This window comes from Mycolicibacterium fallax (assembly GCF_010726955.1).
GTDB lineage: Bacteria > Actinomycetota > Actinomycetes > Mycobacteriales > Mycobacteriaceae > Mycobacterium > Mycobacterium fallax.
On record NZ_AP022603.1, the window covers coordinates 558340 to 571027 of the forward strand.

Sequence of the window (12688 nt, forward strand, 5' to 3'; positions counted from 1 at the left end):
TCACCGGCGGGCCGGGTCGGGCAGCCGCTCGGCGCGCAGCCCGGTGCCGATCAGCCGGGCCGGCAGCCCCGAGAGCGCCGGCACCCGGCGCAGCAGCGCGGCGCCGACGGTGATCACCGGCCCGGGCTTGCTGACATCGAACCCGGACAGCACCGGCGCCAGCAGCACCCGGTGCAGCACCCGCTGGAACAACTGGGTCGCCACCGTCGCCGGGGTGCGCCTGCGCTGCACCGCGGCCAGGTCGGCGTCGGTCACCCGGTGCTCGCGCAGCGGCCGGTACAGCAGCCGGGCGGCGGCCACCGCGTCCTGGATCGCGACGTTCACGCCGACCCCGCCGGCCGGGGACATGGCGTGCGCGGCGTCCCCGATGCACAGCAGCCCGTCGCGGTGCCAGCGCGGCAGCCGGTTGAGCTCCACGTTGAGCAGGTGCACGTCGGCCCAGTCGGTGAGCCCGTCGGTGCTGCACTCCGGGGCCAGCACCGCCAGCTCCCGCTTGAACTCGTCCAGGCCGCGGGCCCGCAGCCCGTCGGCCGAGCCCTTGGGGATCAGGTAGGCGATCTGGAAGTAGCCGACCCGCGGGATCATGATGATTGCCCGGCCCGGCATGGTCCGGGGCAGCAGCGAGTAGTCGCCGGCGGCGTCGCGGGGCAACCGGAACCACAGCACGTCGAACGGCACCGGCCACTGGGTCGGCACCAGCCCGGCCGCGGCCCGCAGGATCGAGGACCGGCCGTCGGCGGCCACCGTCAGCTCGGCGCGCAGTTCCCCGTCGCCGTCGGGCCCGGTGTGGCGGACCCCGACGATCCGGCCGGCGTCGTCGCGCAGCAGCCCGGTCACCGCGGTGCTCAGCCGCAGGGTGAAGTTGGGCTCCTCGGCGCCGGCCGCGGCCAACAGGTTCAGAAAGTCCCACTGCGGCACCATCGCCACGTAGGGGTGCGGCTGGCGCAACCGGCCGAAGTCGACGGTGGTGACCAGCTGGCCGCCGACCGGCAGTTCCACCCGGTCCAGCCGGCTGTGCGGGATCGCGTCGAACCGTTCGAACAGACCGAGCTCGTCGAGCAGCGTCAGGGTGGACGGGTGCACGGTGTCGCCGCGGAAATCCCGCAGGAAGTCGGCGTGCTTCTCCAAGACGGTGACCTCGACGCCGCAGCGGGCCAGGATCAGCCCCAGCATCATCCCGGCCGGGCCGCCCCCGACGACCGCGCAGCCGGTCCGCCCGGGATCGGTCATTGGCCGCGGGCGATCGCGTTGAGCAGGTCGTCGGCGCGGCCGATGCCGCCGTCGAGCCGGTAGCCGCGGATCAGCACCTTGCGCCCGCCGGGGGTGATCGCCACCAGTTTGGCGGCCGTCGAGCGCAGCTGCCCGCGGCGCTCGAAGCTGACCTGGTCCAGCGCGGTGATCGCGCCGCCGGAGTAGCTGAACAGGTTGAGCTTGCGATCCAGCACCGCGGCGGTGCGGCGCTCCCGCAGCGGCGCGGCCCGGCGGGTCCGGTAGGTGTGCACCGCCTTGTTCGTCGCGACGGCGGCCAGCACCCCGCCGGCCAGCAGCCCCCAGCCCAGCGGCCGGGACAGTTCATAGCTGAGCAGCCCCCAGATCGCGACGCCCAGCAGCGCCAGGGTCACCACCACCAGCACCACGATGGTGTTGCTGAGGCTGCCGGTGCCGCGGTCGAGCAGCACCACCTTGCGGCCGTCGTCGGTGAGCACCAGCCCGCCGGTGTCCACCAGGACGGTCGGTTCGGTCGGCGTCGGCGGGGTCGGCATGCCGCCAGCCTGCCACAGTGGACCCCGGCCAGCGGTGTAACGCTGCGGTACCGTCGGGATATATGACGAACATGGGTAAAGCCACACGCAAGGCTGTCGCGGTCCTGGCCACCGCCGCCGCATCGTTGTCCTTCGGCGCCGCCGTCGCGGCCGCCGACCCGGCCCCGGCCGGCGAGCATCAGATCACCTACACGCTGAACGGCGGCGATGCTCAGTACACGCTGTACTACCTGGCCACCCAGCCGCCCAGCAAGGCCGCCTACGACGCCGACCCGTACCAGTTCCTGAAGAAGGAAACGATCAACCTCGCCGGGGCGCCGTGGGTCTTCGAGACCACCATGACCGACCCGTCCTGGGCGATCCTGACGGTCAGTTCCACCACCCATGGCGGGCGCGCCGCGCCGAACCCGCACTGCGAGATCGCCGTCGACGGAAACTCGGCGGTGCAGCAGGACGCGCCGTACAACCTGTCCTGCCAGCTCAAGGACTGGATGGCCCCGGCCGCGCCGTAGCGCGGCGGGCGCTCAGGCCTGGCTGAACTCCATCACCTGCAGGTTCCAGTAGCCGCGCAGGTTGGTGATCTTGCCCGCGTCGTTGACCCGATAGGTGAACACCCCGCGCACCGCGCTGCGGTGGCCGCCCTCGAACTCGCTGCGCAGCACCAGGATGTGCGCGATCTCGGCCGGCGAGCTGGACGGGAAGGTCTCCTCGCAGGTGATCTTGGTGTTCGACTTGCTGACGATGGTGTCGTAGAACTCGGCGACCGCGGCCTTGCCGCGCACCCCGCGCCCGTCGGCGTTGGTGGGGGCCGGACCGATCGGATCCTCGATGACGACGTCGTCGGCCATCAGGGCCAGCCAGGCCTCCCGGTCACCGGACTGCACCGCCGCCCAGGAGGCCTGCGACGCTTCGGCGGCGGTGGTGATGGTGGTTTCGGTCATCTCAGGCGCGTCCTCGTTTGACTTGGTTGAACGGGACGCCGCGGTCGGCGGCGTATTCCCGGGGGAAGTCCAGTATCCGCTCACCGATCACGTTTCGGGCCATCTCCGAGCTGCCGCCGCCCAGTGAGCCGGTCTGCCGGGACAGATAACGGATGCCCAGGCCCAGCAGGTCGGCGTTGTCGCCGGCCTCGGCGATCACCGCGGCGGTGCCGGCGATCGCCAGCGCGGTGTCGACCTCCAGCTCGGTGGTCTCGGCGTGGAACAGCCGGATCAGGGTGCCCGCGGTCGGCGGCAGGGTGCCCGCCGCGATCGCCGACCCGACGTGCTCGATCAGCTGTTCCTTGACCACCCGGCGCACCAGGGCGCGGCCGGCCAGGTCCTGCACCCGGGCGTCGTCACCCTGGCCGGTGGCCTCGGCCAGCGCCGGGTAGTCCGTCGGCGCCTCCTGCAGGTTCTCCGGCCCGCGACCGCTGGAGAACTCCGATCCGCCGCCGACCGCGCGGCGCTCGTGGAACAGCTGCCGGGAGGCCACCTCCCAGCCCTGGTTCACCGCGCCGACCACGGCGTCATCGCCGACCTGCAGGCCGTCGAAGAACTCCTCGCAGAATTCCTCGTTGCCGTTGACCTCGGTGATCCGGCGCATGGTGATGCCGGGGGCGGCCAGCGGCACCAGGAACATGGTCAGCCCCTGGTGCTTGGGCACGGCGGGGTCGGTGCGGGCCAGCATCAGCCCGTAGTCGGCGGCGAACGCGCTGGTGGACCAGGTCTTGGCGCCGTTGATCAGCCAGCCGTCCGCGGTGCGCTCGGCGCGGGTGATCACCCCGGCCAGATCCGAGCCGCCGCTGGGCTCGGACAGCAGCTGGCAGAGGATCTCCTCGCCGCGGATCGCCGCGCCGATGCGGTCGCGTTTTTGTTCCTCGGTGCCCATGTCCAGCAGCGTGGCCGCGCAGATCGCGAACGTCGGGACATTGAGGATCAGCGGCATCTCGTAGCCGCGGCAGGCCGCGTCGAACGCCCTCTGGTAGGCGAAATCCAGTCCCAGGCCGCCGTATTCGCGCGGAAAGCAGATCCCGGCGAACCCGCCGGCATGCAGGGTGCGCTGCAGCTCTTTGGCCCGGTCCCAGCTGGCCTGCTCGGCGCGCACGGTGTACGGCGGGTCGGCCGGGTCGATCCGCGGCATGTTCTCGGCCAGCCACCGTGCGGCGCGGGCGGCGAACTGTTCGACCGTCTCGGTCATGCGCTGGCCTCCTGGTGCCGACGGCTCATCGCGTAGACGGCGCGATGGTGGTCTTCGGGTGAGCCGAACATCGCCCGGTACAGCGCGGTCCGGCGCAGGAACAGGTGCAGGTCGTGTTCCCAGGTCACCCCGATCCCGCCGTGCAGCTGCACGCAGTCCTGCAGGATCACCGGGGCCCGCTCGGCCACGTAGGCCTTGGCGACGCTGACCAGCCGGGGGGCGTCGGGGTGCCGGCCGGAGACCGCGGCGACCGCGCCCGCGGTGGTGGCCCGGGCCGCCTCAAACCACATCTTCATGTCCGCGGCGCGGTGCTTGAGTGCCTGATACGACGCCAGCGGCCGACCGAAACTGTGCCGGTCACCGAGCCACCGATAGGTGAAATCCAGCACCGTGTCGAGGATTCCGACCAGCTCGGCGCACTGCAGCAGCAGCGCGACCTGGCGCTGCCGCTCGATGATCGCGGCACTCTGTTCGGCGCTGCCGACGACCGCGGCGGCGTCCACCTTCACCCCGGCGAATTCGGCACGGGCGTACCGCTTCACCAGGTCGATGCAGTCCTGCTCGGTGACGGTGACACCCGGGGCGTCGGTGCGGACCAGGAACTGCCGCACGACGCCGTCGCAGACCGCCGGGACCAGCAGCAGCTGCGCCTGCCCGCCGGCCTCGATGCGGTCCTTGGCGCCGTCGATGCGGTAGCCGCCGTCGATCGCGGTGGCGGTGGTCGCGACGGTGGCGGCCTGGATCGGGGCGGCCGGCCGGCCCGGCTCGTAGACCGCCCACGATCCGATCAGCTCACCGGCGATCAGCGCCTCGATGGTCTCGGCGTGCGACTCCGGTGCCTCGACCAGGGCGGCCAACAGCACCGAGACCGGGTGCAGCGGCCCGGGCGCGACGGTGTGCCCGATCTGCTCGGCGATCAACGCCAGATCGGCCACGCCGTCGCCGGAAACGCTTCCGCCGCCCAGGGATTCGGGCACCAGCAGGCTGGTCCAGCCGAGCTCGGCGGCCCGGCGCCAGGACTGCGGATCGAACGATTCGCCGGCCGCGTGCAACTCCCGCACCCGGGTCAGCGAACCCTCCTTCTCCAGGAAGGCCGCGGCGGTGGAGGCGAAGAGCGCCAGCTCGGGATCGGTCGTCATGCGGGCGGGTCAGCCGATGGCCAGCGCCGGGACGCCCGGATCGTGGACGACCTGGTTGGGCACCTGGAACAGGTCGATCAGGTTGCCGCCCATCACCTTTCGCACGCCGGCCTCGTCGATGCCGTGCGCGACCAGGTCGTCGACCAGGGTGATCGGGTCGGCCAGGCCCTCCGGGTGCGGCCAGTCCGAGCCGAAGATCACCCGGTCGATGCCGCACAGCTCGGCCATCTGCTTGAAGTTGTCCTCCCAGAACGGGGCGACGTAGACGCAGCGCCGGAACGCCTGCACCGGGTCCTCGGGGAACTCCCCGGGCAGCTTGGCGTACACGTCCGAGAGCTGGTGCTGCAGGTAGGGCACCCACGATGCGCCGTTCTCCACCGACAGGATCCGCAGGTCCGGGTTCCGGTGGAAGGCGCCGTGGCAGATCATCGCCGCCATGGTGTCCTCGATCGGCCGCTTGCCCATCGCCACCATCCGGAACGCGGTCGGCTTGAACGGCAGGTACTCGTCGGCCGGCTCCCAGTCGTTGAGGTAGTCGGCGTAGCCGGAGTCCGAGGCGTGCATGCAGACCGGGATGCCGGCCTTGACCACGGCCTGCCAGAACGGGTCGAACTCGGGCAGGCCCATCGACCGGGTGCCGCGGTAGCCGGGCACCGGGGCGGGCCGGACCAGCACGGTCTTGGCGCCGCGCTCCAGCGCCCATTCCAGCTCGGCCAGCGCGCGGTCGACGTTGGGCAGGGTGATCACCGGGGTGGAAAAGATCCGGCCCTCGTAGTTGAACTGCCAGGTCTCATACATCCACTCGTTGAGCGCGTGGATCAGATCGTGGATCAGGTCCGGATCGTCCTTGAGCCGCTCCTCGACCAGGCTGGCCAGCGTCGGGAACATGATGGTGTAGTCCAGGCCGAGGCTGTCCATCACCTCGAGGCGGGCCTGCGGGTTGCGGAAGGCCGGGATCGCCTTCATCGGCTTGCCCATGATCTCCCGGTAGCTCTTGCCGTTGGCGCCGTGCCGGAAGTACTCCTCCTGGGCGCCGGGGCGGGCCACCACCTCGAAGGTCGGGTTGGGGATGTAGTCGCTGATCTGGTTGCGCACCACGATCTTGGTGCGGCCGCGCACGTCGATGTAGTCGATCACGCCCTTGCGGTGATCGGGCACGAACTTGGTCAGCGCCTCCTGCGGTTCGTAGAAGTGGTTGTCGGCGTCGAAAACCGGATAGCCGAGGGTGCGTGAGGGCATGAAAGGCTCCTGGGTACGTCGATTCAAGCAGGCGGTAATGGCATTACCGGGCGGGCTGGTAACGACATTACCACGGCCCCGGCCGGGGCCGCCGACACCGGTGTTTGCGCAGTTGGGAGCCGGTGCGCTAGCCGGAGAGGCCGCGCAGGAACAGGGCGGAAAGGTGGCCGCCGTCGATCGGCGTCCCGCCCAGGTCGGCGCCAAGGTCGCGCAGCCGCAGCGCGCCGAGGGTGGTGTGCATCAGGATGGTCGCGTCGGTGGGCACGTCGAGGTCGCCGCGCAGGCTGCCCTCGGCGACGCCGCGGCGCAGGATGTCGGCGAACAGCGCGTGCAGCGGGGCGAGCACCGCGGCGAACTCGGTGGGCCGGCTCTCCAGCAAGTGGTCGTTGTAGTAGGTCAGGCCCCGGTTGATGCTGTCCTGGGTGGACGAGGTGGCGGGCGCGCTGATCTGGTCGATCAGCAGCCGCAGCGCGTCGGTGGCGGCCAGCCCGGCGGTCTCGGCCCGCCACCGCTCGGTGGCATCGACCATGATCCGGGCGACCAGCGCGAGCAGCAGCTCGTCCTTGGTGGCGAAGTGCTGATAGAACGCCCGCAGCGAGGTCTTGGACCGCTCCACCACCTCGGCCACGGTGAAATCGGTGCGGCCGGTCTCGCCGAGAATCGCCAGCGCCGAACGCATGAAGCTCTGCGCCCGGGACTCGGCGGCGGGCGGGGGAGCCCCGGCTTGGGTGGTCATGACGCCCGAGGGTACCGCCCGGCCGCGATGCTCCGCGGCGGCTTTCGGCGATGCTGAGCGACTGCTTGGCACGCGGGGGGATCGGCCGCTACTGTCTTGGACCCATGGCCGAATGGTTCCTGTTCCTGCCGCAGCTGCGGTTCGGGATCGAGGCGATCGTGGCGCGCGCGAGCGCCGCCGAATCGGCCGGTTTCGACGGCATCGCCTTCATCGACCACCTGGAGCCCCCGGCCGCCGCCGACCAGCCGATCTGGGAGGCCATGACGCTGGCCACCTGGGTGGCCGCACACACCGAGCGGCTGCGGATCGGGCACCTGGTGCTCTGCGACGCGTTCCGGCACCCCGCCGTGCTGGCAAAGCAGGCCGTCACGCTGTCGGCGGTCAGCGGCGGCCGGTTCGAGCTGGGCCTGGGGTCCGGATCCTGGCCCGCGGAGTTCACCCGCTTCGGGCTGCCCGACGCCGACGACGCGAAGGCCAGGGCGGCCCGGCTGGCCCGCGACGTGGCCATCATCCGGGACTGCTGGGGCTGCGACGGCGAGACCCCGATGACGCAGAAACCGCTTCCGCCGCAACGGATCCCGCTGCTGTTCGGCGGCACCGGCAAGACCACCCTGGCGCTGGCCCGGCAGTACGGCGACTGGTGGAACATCCCGTCGCACCAGCTGGACCGGCTGCCCGCGCTTGCCCCGGCCGCCGGTGCCGCCCGGGTGTCCCTGCAGCAGATGGTGGGGTTCGTGCCCGAGGGCGAGGACGCCGCCGCCATCGCCGAAACCAGCAAACGACGCTTCGGCTACCTGGGCACCGGCCTGGTGTGCGGCGACGCCGCCGCGATGGTCGAGCATTTCGCCGCGCTGGCCGACCGGGGGGTGGCCCGGTTCTACGTCTGGTTCGCCGATTTCGCACCGCCGGCGGTGCTGCACGAATTCGCCGAGACCGTGATCACCCCGATGAGTACCCGCTGACCGAGAGGAATCCCCGCCGATGACCACCGAAACCGAGACCGCCGAATGGACCCTGGGCGAACTGCTCGAGCTGTTCGACGTCGCCGCCCCCGACGCCTCCGGCGCGCTGTCGGCGCCGACCGGACGCGCCGGTGAGGACGAGCGCCAGGTCGTCGAGGGCACCCAGGTGCTGGCCCAGGCGATCGTCGCGGTCGCCAAACGGTTCCCGGACAAGTCGGTGCGCTCGGCGCACGCGGTGTTCAGCCGCGCGGTGATGGTCGGCGCCCCCGTCGAGCTGGCCGTCGACGTCTTCCACGAGGGCCGCTCGATGGCCACCGCGGTGGTCACCGCCAGCCAGAACGGCAAGCGGGCGATCACCGTCACGGTGCTCGCCGACGTGCCCAGCGGCGACGTCATCCGCCATCAGCAGCCCCGGCCCGAGGTCGCCGGGCCGGCGCAGGCCAACGTCTGCACCATGCCGATGGCCGGCCGTCAGGTCCGCCTCGTCGACGTCCTCGACGTCAACAGCCCCGACGAAGTCGGCCCGCCGGAGCTGTTCGCCTGGCTGCACTACGACCCGGCGCCGACCGACGACGGGCTGGCCAAGGCGCTGGTGGCGTACTTCACCGGCCACCTGGGCATTTCGACGACGATGCGCGCGCACGCCGGGATCGGCACCGCCCAGGCGCACTACACCGTCTCGACCGCGCCGATGACCATCGGGGTGACCTTCCACGAGCCGTTCAGCGCCGCGGGCTGGCTGCTGTACACCCACGAGAGCACTCAGGTCGGCGCGGGCATGTCCTACATCCGCGGCACCGTGCACACCGAGGCGGGCGAGCTGGTGGCGTCGTTCACCCAGGACGCGATGATCCGCCCGCTGCGCACCACCGACAGCTCGATCAAGGCCGAGTCCCGGCTGTGAGGCCGGCGGGTCAGCCGTTGTCGAGGTCGCGGGCGTTGTAGGTGTCGCAGCGCCGCGCGTCGCCGGTCTGGTAGCCGACGGTGAACCAGTGCTGGCGCTGCGCGGCCGAGCCGTGCGTCCAGGACTCCGGGCTGACCCGGCCGGTGGCGGCCTTCTGAATCCGGTCGTCGCCGACCGAGGACGCCGCCGACAGCGCGTCGGTGATGTCCTGATCGCTCAGCGGCTTCAGGAACGGGGTGTCGGTGCCCGGCGCCGGGGTGACCGACGCGTGATGCGCCCACACCCCGGCGTAGCAGTCGGCCTGCAGCTCGGTGCGCACGCTGTTGCCGGTGGCGCCCTGCGCGCCCTGCTGGGCTTTGCCGATGTCGCCGAGCAGGTTCTGCACGTGGTGGCCGTACTCGTGGGCGATCACATACTCCTGGGCCAGCGGGCCCGCGCTGGAACCGAACTGCTCGACCAGCACGTCGTAGAAGTCGGTGTCGATGTAGACGGTCCGGTCGCCGGGGCAGTAGAACGGGCCGACCGCGCTGGTCGCGGCCCCGCAGGCGGTGTCAACGCCGTCCCGGAACAGCACCAGCTTCGGCGCCTGATAGCCCTTGAGCTGGGTCTTCCACACCGCGTCCACCGAGTTTCCGGTGGCGATCACCCGGCAGACCACGTCCCGGTTGGCGTCCGCGCCGGTCTTGCAGTGCGAATAGTCCACCGCGCCGGAGGACGGGCCGGCCGGCAGTTGGCCACCGGTCTGGCCGCCGGTGAGGCTGCCCGGATCGACGCCGAAGAACAACGCGATCAGCACCACCACCAGGCCACCGACCCCGCCGCCGACGGCCATCCCGCGCCCGCTCATCCCGCCGCGCGAGGAGGTGGTGCCGGTGTCAATCCGGATACCCTCGTTAAAGGTCATCGCCCCTCCATCCGGCCGCTGCGGCGGCCACCGCGTGTAGGCAAGAGTGTCACACCGAGTAGCGCGCGTCGGTGTACCGGCGCAGATTGTGCAGGAATCGCTGGAACATCCAGCCCATCACCGGGCCGCCCAGCGTCAACCCGACCCGGCCGGCCAGGCCGTTGGGCCGCAGCGCCATGATCCAGGTCAGCGTGCAGCCGTCGGCGGTGGGCACCACCCGATAGTCCTCGGCGAATGCCGAGATGGTGGCGGTGGAGCACTCGTTGAACCGGAACGACATCCGGGTGTGCGGCTCCCAGGCCAGGAACTCCTCGTCGCCGACGATCGCACCGCGCATCGTCACGGTGCGGGTGGTGCCCACCCCGTGCGGCGGCGGGCTGGTCCAGGTCACCTTGGTGATGACGCTCGCCCACACCGGCCAGGATTCCGCGTCGGAGAGCACCTCGAATAGTTCCTGCGGCGAAATGCCCAGGTCGACGGTGCTGACGAACCGGTGCGGCGCGGAGTCGATGAAATCCAGCCCGACCCGCTGGCAGGGGTAACGCTTGGCCATGTCCGCAGCCTAGCCGGGGCGCTGCATAGACTGCAGAGACCATCTGGGGGCCAGCCGGCCCCACCCCGCGAGTCTCAGGAGTTTTCGTGCTGCGCAGCCACAGTGCCGGTGCCCTTCGGCCCACCGACGCCGGAGCGACCGTCACCCTGGCGGGCTGGGTGGCCCGCCGGCGCGACCACGGCGGCGTCATCTTCATCGACCTGCGCGACGGCACCGGGGTGGCCCAGGTGGTGTTCCGCGACGCCCAGGTCCTGGAGCAGGCGCACCGGCTGCGCGCCGAGTTCTGCATCAGCGTCACCGGCGTGGTGGAGATCCGTCCCGACGGCAACGCCAACCCCGACATCGCCACCGGCGAGATCGAGGTCAACGCCACCGCGCTGACGGTGCTCGGCGAGTGCGCGCCGCTGCCGTTCCAGCTCGACGAGACCGCCGGCGAGGAGGCCCGGCTGCGGCACCGCTACCTGGACCTGCGCCGGGCCGGCCCGGGCAACGCGCTGCGGCTGCGCTCCAAGGTCAACGCCGCCGCCCGCGCGGTGCTCGCCGAGCACGACTTCGTCGAGATCGAGACCCCCACCCTGACCCGGTCCACCCCGGAGGGGGCCCGGGACTTCCTGGTGCCCGCGCGGCTGCAGCCCGGCTCGTTCTACGCGCTGCCGCAGAGCCCGCAGCTGTTCAAGCAGCTGCTGATGGTGGCCGGGATGGAGCGCTACTACCAGATCGCCCGCTGCTATCGCGACGAGGACTTCCGCGCCGACCGCCAGCCGGAGTTCACCCAGCTGGACATGGAGATGAGCTTCGTCGACGCCGACGACGTCATCGCCGTCTCCGAGCGGGTGCTGGCCGCGCTGTGGGCGCTGATCGGGGTGGAACTGGAGCTGCCGCTGCCGCGGATCGGCTACGCCGAGGCGATGCGCCGATTCGGCAGCGACAAGCCGGATCTGCGCTTCGGCGTCGAGCTCGTCGAATGCACCGACTACTTCGCCGACACCCCGTTCCGGGTGTTCCAGGCGCCCTACGTCGGCGCCGTCGTGATGCCGGGCGGGGCCTCGCAGCCGCGGCGCACCCTCGACGGCTGGCAGGAGTTCGCCAAGCAGCGCGGCCACAAGGGCCTGGCCTACGTGCTGATCGGCGAGGACGGCACCCTCGGCGGCCCGGTCGCCAAGAACCTCACCGACGCCGAACGCGACGGCCTGGCCGGCCACGTCGGCGCGGCGCCGGGGGACTGCGTGTTCTTCGCCGCGGGCGCGGCCAAGGGCGCCCGGGCGCTGCTGGGCGCCACCCGCATCGAGATCGCCAAGCGGCTGGATCTGATCGACCCGGACGCCTGGGCGCTGACCTGGGTGGTGGACTGGCCGCTGTTCGAGGCCGCCGACGAGGCGACCTCCTCCGGCGACGTGGCGGTCGGCTCCGGGGCCTGGACCGCGGTGCACCACGCGTTCACCTCGCCCAAGCCGCAGAGCATCGACACCTTCGACACCGATCCCGGTGCGGCGCTGGCCGACGCCTACGACATCGTCTGCAACGGCAACGAGATCGGCGGCGGCTCGATCCGCATCCACCGCGCCGACCTGCAGGAGCGGGTGTTCGCCATGATGGGCATCGAGCAGGCCGAGGCCCGGGACAAGTTCGGATTCCTGTTGGACGCCTTCACCTTCGGCGCGCCGCCGCACGGCGGCATCGCGTTCGGCTGGGACCGGATCACCGCGCTGCTGGCCGGGGAGGACTCCATCCGCGAGGTGATCGCGTTCCCGAAGACCGGCGGCGGGGTGGACCCGCTGACCGACGCGCCGGCCCCGATCACCGCCGCCCAGCGCAAGGAGGCCGGCATCGACGCCAAACCGGAGGCCGCCAAACCGGAGGCCAAGACCGCGCCCTGACCAGCGCCGAAAATCGTTCGTTTGGATGATTTTCCGGCGCCCCGCCGGTGATTGACTGAGGTCAGTCAAATCCTACTGACGGGGGTCATCATGTTCCACATTCATCGGCCGGAGGGGTCGGGCGCCGCCCAGCACCATCGGCATCTGCACATCCCGCATCCGCATCTGCCCGAGAGCGCACCGCATCCGGTGTGCGCGCACCGCGAACCCAGCTACCTGGAATCGTCGCGGATGGCCCGGGAGATGGGGCACCTGTAAGCCGTTCTCGCGCGCGAGGCCGGCCCGGCTGACCGGTGCTGGTCGACGAGCGCCACATCGTGGTCTGCGGGTGCCGGGACTACGCGGACGTGCCCGTCATCGAGGTGTCGGTGGACGTCGCACCGCTGGAGGGTGACTCACTTCAGCACCAATAGTCACATCTGTAACAGGGCCC

Annotated in this window: 14 protein-coding genes; 5 read left to right on the top strand and 9 right to left on the bottom strand. The window is 71.3% G+C overall.

From position 1 onward, the window contains the following. Together G6N10_RS02695 and G6N10_RS20240 are read right to left on the bottom strand one after the other, a co-directional pair. Entirely contained in the window at positions 1-1230 is a 1230-nt protein-coding gene (locus G6N10_RS02695; RefSeq protein ID WP_085094032.1) for an FAD-dependent oxidoreductase, read from the bottom strand. Continuing rightward, positions 1227-1763 carry a hypothetical protein gene (locus G6N10_RS20240; protein WP_234810472.1) on the bottom strand — a complete coding sequence of 179 codons (537 nt, stop codon included), beginning with the start codon at positions 1761-1763 and terminating at the stop codon, positions 1227-1229. The genes G6N10_RS02695 and G6N10_RS20240 overlap by 4 nt, the downstream gene beginning before the upstream one ends. A gap of 71 nt (positions 1764-1834) precedes the next feature. Between G6N10_RS20240 and G6N10_RS02705 the strand changes: the two genes are divergently transcribed. After that, the gene (locus tag G6N10_RS02705) at positions 1835-2275 is read left to right on the top strand and encodes an Rv2576c family protein (protein WP_308206130.1); all 441 of its coding nucleotides are present in this window, start codon (positions 1835-1837) and stop codon (positions 2273-2275) included. A gap of 12 nt (positions 2276-2287) precedes the next feature. Here G6N10_RS02705 and G6N10_RS02710 read toward each other — a convergent pair whose 3' ends face one another. The 5 genes from G6N10_RS02710 to G6N10_RS02730 form a co-directional block, all read right to left on the bottom strand. After that, on the bottom strand, positions 2288-2704 hold the full coding sequence (locus tag G6N10_RS02710; RefSeq protein WP_085094036.1) for a nuclear transport factor 2 family protein: 417 nt from the start codon (positions 2702-2704) through the stop codon (positions 2288-2290). Position 2705: 1 nt separating this feature from the next. Then, the gene (locus G6N10_RS02715; RefSeq protein WP_085094038.1) at positions 2706-3941 is read right to left on the bottom strand and encodes an acyl-CoA dehydrogenase family protein; all 1236 of its coding nucleotides are present in this window, start codon (positions 3939-3941) and stop codon (positions 2706-2708) included. After that, positions 3938-5080, bottom strand: coding sequence for an acyl-CoA dehydrogenase family protein (locus G6N10_RS02720; protein WP_085094040.1), 1143 nt, complete (start codon positions 5078-5080; stop codon positions 3938-3940). Before G6N10_RS02720 ends, G6N10_RS02715 begins: the two co-directional genes overlap by 4 nt. A gap of 9 nt (positions 5081-5089) precedes the next feature. Continuing rightward, a complete protein-coding gene (locus G6N10_RS02725) occupies positions 5090-6319 on the bottom strand; it encodes an amidohydrolase family protein (RefSeq protein ID WP_085094042.1) in 1230 nt (409 codons plus the stop codon). Positions 6320-6446: 127 nt separating this feature from the next. Further along, positions 6447-7055, bottom strand: a complete 609-nt coding sequence (locus tag G6N10_RS02730) for a TetR/AcrR family transcriptional regulator (protein ID WP_085094044.1) — start codon at positions 7053-7055, stop codon at positions 6447-6449. Positions 7056-7159: 104 nt separating this feature from the next. On the opposite strand from G6N10_RS02730, the gene G6N10_RS02735 reads away from it, so the two are divergent. Both G6N10_RS02735 and G6N10_RS02740 read left to right on the top strand, forming a co-directional pair. Then, positions 7160-8017, top strand: a complete 858-nt coding sequence (locus G6N10_RS02735; RefSeq protein WP_085094046.1) for an LLM class flavin-dependent oxidoreductase — start codon at positions 7160-7162, stop codon at positions 8015-8017. 19 nt (positions 8018-8036) lie between these two features. Beyond that, a complete protein-coding gene (locus G6N10_RS02740; RefSeq protein ID WP_085094048.1) occupies positions 8037-8921 on the top strand; it encodes an acyl-CoA thioesterase in 885 nt (294 codons plus the stop codon). Between the two features lie 10 nt (positions 8922-8931). On the opposite strand, the gene ypfJ is transcribed toward G6N10_RS02740, so the two are convergent. Then, a complete protein-coding gene (gene ypfJ, locus G6N10_RS02745) occupies positions 8932-9825 on the bottom strand; it encodes a KPN_02809 family neutral zinc metallopeptidase (protein ID WP_085094050.1) in 894 nt (297 codons plus the stop codon). A gap of 49 nt (positions 9826-9874) precedes the next feature. Then, a complete protein-coding gene (locus tag G6N10_RS02750) occupies positions 9875-10378 on the bottom strand; it encodes an SRPBCC family protein (protein ID WP_085094052.1) in 504 nt (167 codons plus the stop codon). 86 nt (positions 10379-10464) lie between these two features. Between G6N10_RS02750 and aspS the strand changes: the two genes are divergently transcribed. Beyond that, entirely contained in the window at positions 10465-12255 is a 1791-nt protein-coding gene (aspS, locus tag G6N10_RS02755; protein WP_085094054.1) for an aspartate--tRNA ligase, read from the top strand. Between the two features lie 90 nt (positions 12256-12345). Next, complete coding sequence (locus G6N10_RS02760) at positions 12346-12513, top strand: hypothetical protein (protein WP_163742173.1); 168 nt, start codon at positions 12346-12348, stop codon at positions 12511-12513. Positions 12514-12688: the final 175 nt, after the last annotated feature.